Annotated in this window: 6 protein-coding genes; 2 read left to right on the forward strand and 4 right to left on the reverse strand. The window is 58.1% G+C overall.

The features are described from left to right. Positions 1–167: 167 nt before the first annotated feature. From PG871_RS20290 to PG871_RS20300, 3 genes are all read right to left on the reverse strand, one after another. Positions 168–590 carry a hypothetical protein gene (locus PG871_RS20290; protein WP_270733106.1) on the reverse strand — a complete coding sequence of 141 codons (423 nt, stop codon included), beginning with the start codon at positions 588–590 and terminating at the stop codon, positions 168–170. A gap of 111 nt (positions 591–701) precedes the next feature. Then, entirely contained in the window at positions 702–1,136 is a 435-nt protein-coding gene (locus PG871_RS20295; RefSeq protein ID WP_270733109.1) for a hypothetical protein, read from the reverse strand. Continuing rightward, positions 1,129–1,671: a hypothetical protein gene (locus PG871_RS20300; protein WP_270733111.1), complete on the reverse strand. Its 543-nt coding sequence runs from the start codon at positions 1,669–1,671 to the stop codon at positions 1,129–1,131. Before PG871_RS20300 ends, PG871_RS20295 begins: the two co-directional genes overlap by 8 nt. Positions 1,672–2,165: 494 nt before the next feature. Here PG871_RS20300 and PG871_RS20305 point away from each other — a divergent pair, with 494 nt between their 5' ends. Next, positions 2,166–3,380: a plasmid recombination protein gene (locus PG871_RS20305; RefSeq protein ID WP_270733113.1), complete on the forward strand. Its 1,215-nt coding sequence runs from the start codon at positions 2,166–2,168 to the stop codon at positions 3,378–3,380. A 144-nt stretch (positions 3,381–3,524) separates the two neighbouring features. Next, positions 3,525–3,875 (forward strand): hypothetical protein, encoded by a 351-nt coding sequence (locus tag PG871_RS20310; protein WP_270733116.1) that lies wholly within the window; start codon positions 3,525–3,527, stop codon positions 3,873–3,875. Between the two features lie 80 nt (positions 3,876–3,955). Here PG871_RS20310 and PG871_RS20345 read toward each other — a convergent pair whose 3' ends face one another. Continuing rightward, complete coding sequence (locus tag PG871_RS20345; RefSeq protein WP_443020520.1) at positions 3,956–4,114, reverse strand: TA system antitoxin ParD family protein; 159 nt, start codon at positions 4,112–4,114, stop codon at positions 3,956–3,958. Positions 4,115–4,134: the final 20 nt, after the last annotated feature.

The raw sequence follows: 4,134 nt of genomic DNA on the forward strand, positions 1-4,134 counted from the left end.
GTCGTCATGAGTGGTGTCCTCGTTAAAGGGGAAGCAGTCTTCCCGATTGTTGTTTTGAGGACCTCAGACGCTTTGAAAATTTGCCAAACGAGTTTGAGAAGAAAACTGGTGGACCTGACGAAGCTGCCTGTCAGGCTTTTGATTTTTAACGAAAAGAAATTCTGGATTTAGTCGTGAATTCCGCGATGCCAGCCTACATCCCGCTCTGCCGAGAGCAAATCACGCACGCGATTTGAAAGCGCAATTGCTTGCCCAAGTTCCTGTGCAATCCGGTCGAAAACCTCGGCGCAATCCTCTGGGTGTTCCATGCCGGCAAGCTGCGTTCTGAGAGCATTTGCAGCATCTACAAAGCGATCGTTTAACAGGCGGCGCTTCTCCACAGCCTGTTGCAGTTCGGTGAGGTTTGCCGTTGCTGTTCGGTCAAATTGTATTTGCAGATTTGTGAGATCTTCAACTGCCTTGCGGGCGGCTTGCAGCCCGTCTGCAGTGAGTTCTTCCAGCCGGTCGAAATCGTCACGCTCGGCTGGCTTCAAGAACAGTGCGACGCGGTGTGAACTGTCGTTTGGGAAATGTGTTGGGGCAGGGATCATGGTGTCTCTTTCTATTTGGTTCCAGCGTCTTGCCGACCTCACGCAGAAGGTCAGCAAGAGCTGGTGAAATGGAGAGGGTTGGAGGCGCATTTGCGCCTCCGTGTTTTGCGGTCAGGTCATGTCTTCACCGCGCAGGGTTTGTGCGATTTGCTCGGACCGGCGCAGCCGGCCGAGGGTCAAAAGCGCGCTGCGCAACTCCATCAAGGGCTGGATCTTGTTGTGTAGGTCCTGAGCGCCTGGACGCAGTATTTGTTTGAGATGCCCGCCGTCCGCGTGTTGTGATGGAGTATGGGCATCTGAGCGTGGACCGCCTTCGGCAACAGACATCAACGGATGCAGAACTTGTTCCAGCGCATCGAGATCGCGTGCCGAAAAGATCTTCTCCTGTGCAATCTGCGCCGAAAGTTTACGTGCGGCGTTCGCACCGTGTCGGTCAGCCCAATACTCTGAAAGTTGATCCAGCGCGTTGTGCGCGCTGGATGCCAGTGTAAGGGCTTGGAAAACAGTGGCTTGGATCGGATCATAGTCGAGATTTGGCTCACACATTGATCATCTTCCAGGTTGTTTTGTGAGACTTGGAGCGCCGTTCCACAGTTACCGGACGAAGGCTCCCGGCGTTGCGTCGCAGACGGCCGAGGTGATCGCGCCGGATGTCGCGTTCCGCATGGATGCGCGCGCGCACGCTGTGCATGCGATCACTTGCAGGGCCAGTCAGGTGTCCGAGCACGGGCGTGCCAACTTCTGAGCTCAGTTCAAAGCCTGGATGGTCGAGCGATACGAGAACCCGACGTGCGGCATTGAAGCGTGTTGGTCGGTGAAGTGCAGCCGGAGCGCGGTCTTTCTCGGAACGCACGTCGACGCAGTAATCGGCTTTGCGCGATCTCGGGTTCGATGTGCCGTAGGCGAGGGATGCGAAGCGACCGACCTCAGTCTTTTCGACTTCCAGAACGAGTGCCGGACGGACCTTGGGATCGACTGAGCCGTCAGTCTCATGCGGAAAGCGAAACGCGACCACGTCGCCGGTTTGCAGGTCGTCTTGCCAAGCTGCGCTGTGCGCCAATTGGGGTTGTGTAGCAGTCATCGAGGTATCCTTCTCGGATAAAACCGTCACGTCTTCTTCTGAACCGGGGCTGGGCCCCGTTCTCAGATGCGCGACACAAAGTCTGCGCAGTTGAGAACGGGCGTCCTGTCCTGTGCGGTATCGCAACTTCATAGCGCTGGAAGGGGTTTGGGGAAGGTCGGCGCAAGGATCTTTCTCAAGAGCACGGGGTCTCGGGGCGGTATGCGGAATACCCCCTGAGCCTGTCGGGAGATGCCGATGGTTTGCAAAGGAGCGTGGCGAGCGTTCCTTTGCCGCTCTCCGCGCAGGTGGCTTGCGGCAGCACGGGGTTTGGGGCAGGGCCCCGACGAACGACAGCCAGAGCGGTTTCCATGGGAAACTGCGCGGGCTGATTAGTGAGTAACTTTCCCTGCGCAGCCAAGCAGCGCTCTGGTCAAGGTGGCGCCTCAAACCTGTGATGCACAAGTTTGCGACAGCGGACCCACTTCCCGTCCTCAAGAAGAGAGGACGACACCATGGGCGAAGAGATCAGCAAGGTCGACAAGCAACATCCGGTGGTGTTGCGCATGGAAGGTCTCTTCCCGGCAGATCTCGCCGGGTATGAGCGGCATCGCACGCGAAAAGGCGGCGATCTTGGTCACGTGGATGAGACACGCTCGGGGCTCAACCGCCGTTTGATCGGCGAGGAGGATTGGGCGCAACGGGCGCTTGCCGAGATCGCAGAGATGAGGGTGGAGAACTTTGCCAAAGAGCTTGAGGGGCTGCAGAAGCGGCGGCGCAAGGCGGAGCTTTCCAAGCGCATTGTGGAAGGCCCCAAGGATCCCTGGCGGGGGACGCGGCATGGGCCATTGCGTGAAGTGATCATCACGGCGCACCAGGATTGGTTTGCGGCCTTTGATCAAGACAACATCAATGACTTATTTGGCGAAAGTCGCGAGGAGCGCTTTGAGCAGGCCGCTGTGGACTGGCTTAGAAACAGCTTTGGCGAGGACGTCATTCACGCACGCGCGGATCTTGATGAGACGACCTATCACATCCATGCGATTGTCATGCCGCGCTCGCGAACCAAGGATGGCCGCATGATGTTGCAGCCGTCAAAACACTCTCTCATCAAGGACTATGAGAAGGCGCAGGACAGCGTTGGGGAGTGGTTTGCCGAGCTTGGATTGAAGCGCGGGGAGCGGCGTAAGCAGGCGTTGCGAGAGGCGGTTCAGCAGCATCGCAAAGAGCAGGCTGAGGGAAGTAAGGCGGATGAGGCACCTGCCAACCTTCCGGAGCAGGTGGAGCATGTCAGCCCGCGTGAGTGGCGCGAACAGAAAGAGCGGCAACTGGCAGACCGTGAGGGACAGGTTGGCAAGCGAGAGACGCAAGCCGTGACCGTGTTGAAGGTCGCGACGGCAGTGGCAGAGGGAGACCCCAAAGTGCTTGCCGAGATGGCGCAGCCCGATGGCAAATCCGCCGCTGCGCGCCTGTTTGGAAAGGCCTTTGCGGCTCTGCGCGGCGAGGCCCGCAAAGCTGCCCGGAAGGAAGCCCGGGCTGAAGTGCAGGCGCAATTTGAAGAGATCAAAGCGGCGGATGATGCGATTGTAGAAGCGGCGGCTGCGTTGCCGGAGGCGGCGCGGAAGAAGATCGTTGAAGCGCGGCAAGCTTTGGCGGCACGGATCACAACGCTTAAGCGCTCGATCAAAAAATGGGCGCGGCCGGGCCAAAAAAATGGGCCGGAAGTTTGAGGGATTCAAACCCTTCCCAAACTTTTTTCTCTCTGAAGACCAACGACACAATCTTTTGACTGTCGACGGTGGCGAGAAGCTTCTGACGACAGTCACCGGGGGCAACCGCTCCCTAGATACACGGTATACATAAGGGGATATCCCATGGACCTACCGACAGACCTCACTCCGGCGCAAAAACGTGCGCTCGGAATCATTGCCGGCATTGGCGAAACGCGGGCGGAAACCCGAGCAAAAATCCGAAAGGCCCTTGTGGACACGCTGCCCAAGTTCCTTGACGCCGCAACCAAAGACGAAGACCTCTTGCGCAAAGTGTTCGTGCTCTTTGAAGCCGTTGCCAAAGCTGGCGACGCCAATAGGATCCAATGCCATCCGCTACGTCCTGAGGGCATCGATCAGGAGGTCGAGAAACTGCGCGAGGCACGGAAGCCGAAAGCGAAGACAAAAGACGAGCCGATGGTGAAGCAAAAACCGAAGGCAAAACCCAAAGCGTGAAGCGCTGCCGATAGTAGTCACAAATAGAAAAGGGCGCGGCTCATGCCGCGCCCTTTAGCGTATTGAGGGAAATGCGGGACCTACTCGGGCCGGGTCTCCGCGTCGAGACGATTAAGCAAAGCCGTGAGGCCTGCGTGGGTGTATATACCCGACGCCTCAATTGCCTTGCCGATCGCGAGACAGTGCAAAGCCTGTGACCGGATCGTCCGGTCGCGAAGAGCGGCCTCCTCGCGGAGCAGTTCGTAAAAATCCGGGCGGA

Source organism: Shimia sp. Alg240-R146, assembly GCF_947331465.1.
Lineage (GTDB): Bacteria > Pseudomonadota > Alphaproteobacteria > Rhodobacterales > Rhodobacteraceae > Shimia.